Raw genomic sequence first — 2,507 nt, 5'->3', positions numbered from 1 at the left:
AAAACAGAAAAATAAACATACGTAAAAATGGAATCATTCATCTCTTTTATCAGTCAACTCAGTGCTCCTGATGAAAAGATAAAAGAAGAATTGTTGGAGATCGTAGAAACAAAGATGATCGCAAAAGGAAGAACCGTTTTTTCTCCTAACAGACGTTGTCAGGAACTCTTTTTTGTTAACTCAGGGCTGGTAAAAATGCTGTTTCATTCAGATGGCGATCAATTCATTATGCGCTTCTTCGAAGAGAATACTATGTTCACAGATCTCGAAAGCTCTAACACAAAACGGCATTCAAAGTATGAAGTTATTGCTTTAGAAGATACCGAATTGGTTGTAGTCCCCTTTTACCCATTTGAGAACCTTTGCCTAAAACACCATGCCCTCGAAACTTTCTACAGAAAATTTCTCACCATTGCCAACCTCAATATGATGGCAAGAATCAAAGAAATGCTGGAAGAAGACGCGAAGAAAAGGTACGAAAACTTTGTGCTAAATTACCCTCATATTGTTCAACGAATAAATCTGGGTGACTTATCCGGGTATCTTGGAATCACTCAGGTATCATTAAGCAGAATTCGTGCACAGAAATAGCGTTTTTATCATTTGTTAAAAGAATTAGTATTTCATACGTCTAATTTTGCTCGTAATTACGCAAAAAGATTATGGAATCAAACAAAGATATATTAGCCTACAATTACAAGCATTTTAAAGCAACAGATTACGATTTCACGAATTTTAAAGGACCAAAACCGGGCGAAAAGTACGTCGATTTCAAGGCAACTACTTTGGATGGAAGGACCGTTCGTCTGTCGGACTACCTCGACCAACCTGTTGTTTTGGATACAGGTAGTATTACCTGTCCTATGTATGCCAACTCCAAAACATCTATGATCTTTCTACAAGAAAAATATCCCACCATACATTTTTTGCTCCTGTATGTTAGAGAGGCACACCCCGGAGGAAGAACAAACGGAGTTACCTCTTTTCAGGAAAAAATGGTAAATGCAAAATCTACACATAAGCTGTATAATGAGAGAAGAACTGTTTTGGTTGACGACCTGGAGGGCACAGCACATCAGCTGTATGGTGCAATGCCAAACATGACATACCTAATCGGAACAGATGGGATTATAAAATTCAGAGCGAACTGGACAAATATAGAAGCCTTAGAAAAAGCCATTGTAAACCCAACAGAACAATTCGTTGAAAAACAGGATTTCTATCCTGTTACAAAACCACCAATAAGTGTCGTTCTAAGGACTCTAATGGTTGGCGGTTTCAGAGCATTATATGAATTTCTTATCAGTTTACCACAATTAATCAGACAACACAAAGAAGTCGATTCCCTATAAAATCTTACGATATGACCAGTATGCTTTTTTACGGCCTTTCTTTTCTTTCAGTCATCATTGCATTTGGAGCCATTTATATTACAATGGTAGCAGCCTTCCCCATACAATGGACGTACTATCACTATCATTTTCGAAAACCCATAAACTGGTTATTATTTACCGGTTTGCTTGTTTGGACAATTAGCATTTTTATTCAGACAGACACTTTTCCCTTTTGGACAATAACCCCTCTCATTATTTGCGCACTGGGGCTTTTTCTAACGTATAAAATACACCAGGAGGTCTTTTTTAAAGCTGTCAATTTTCCGAAAATGACAACCAACCTTACCGCTTTACCTATGAAAGAAGACATGGAGCTGGCAGTAATCGAATATGATGGAAAAACAAAATGCTATCCCCTGGACTATCTAATTCATCATCACATTCTGAACGACTCGTTCAACACAAAACTCGTTTCATTAACCTACTGTGCGATGTGCAGGAGTATCATTCCGTTTGATGTCACCGAAACAGGCCCCTTATTTGTAGGGTCCTTTAAGGGAGGAAACATGATTGTGGCAGACGTAAAAACAAAGACCTTTTTTCAACAGTCTACCTTTCAGTCAATACGTGGAAAACTACACCCCTCAGAGCTACAAATGATTCCTTTCCAGATATTGACATGGAAAGAAGTTAAAACTACTCTCCAGAATCCGGAAGTTGCGATCGTAACACCCGATGATTTAAAAAAGTTCGAACTCCCTGTTCCCGGAATCTGGGACAAATTAATCAACTCAGAAAAAACACCGGGTGTTTCAAATAAAGATAAATCATTCCCTTCAAGAACACGGGTTATCGGAGTTAGAAGCGCATCTCCCGGTGAAGAAGTTGTCTATCTGAAATCTGAAGTACTCGCTCAAAAGACGGTCAGGAATGAACAGCATAATTTCATATTGATACGTGTCGAAAATACCGTCGTGGGATTTACAACCAACTTATCCCTTGTTTATGAAAGACAACGGCTAATAGACAACTCTTCAAAAACAGAATGGACAATTAACGGAACGCATATAACAGGTCCAGTTAACGAAAATCTATCTCTCCTTTCAATGTCTGACGAGTACTGGTTTTCCTGGAAAAAATTTCACCCGAAAAGTACTTTAATCCGGTTAGGTA

The 2,507-nt window shown here is 38.3% G+C and carries 3 protein-coding genes; all 3 read left to right on the top strand.

Annotated features, from left to right (window positions below):
* The first annotated feature begins 27 nt into the window (after positions 1 to 27).
* Positions 28 to 591, top strand: a complete 564-nt coding sequence (locus AC4PL9_RS15035; protein ID WP_491605569.1) for a Crp/Fnr family transcriptional regulator — start codon at positions 28 to 30, stop codon at positions 589 to 591.
* A gap of 71 nt (positions 592 to 662) precedes the next feature.
* A complete protein-coding gene (locus AC4PL9_RS15030; RefSeq protein WP_491605568.1) occupies positions 663 to 1,352 on the top strand; it encodes a peroxiredoxin family protein in 690 nt (229 codons plus the stop codon).
* 11 nt (positions 1,353 to 1,363) lie between these two features.
* Positions 1,364 to 2,507: DUF3179 domain-containing (seleno)protein (locus AC4PL9_RS15025; RefSeq protein WP_491605567.1), on the top strand; the 1,144-nt coding region annotated here is incomplete at its 3' end.

This window comes from Wandonia sp. (genome assembly GCF_984588085.1).
The sequence above is the reverse complement of the archived record's forward strand: the minus strand, read 5'-3'. Positions and strand labels throughout refer to the sequence as shown.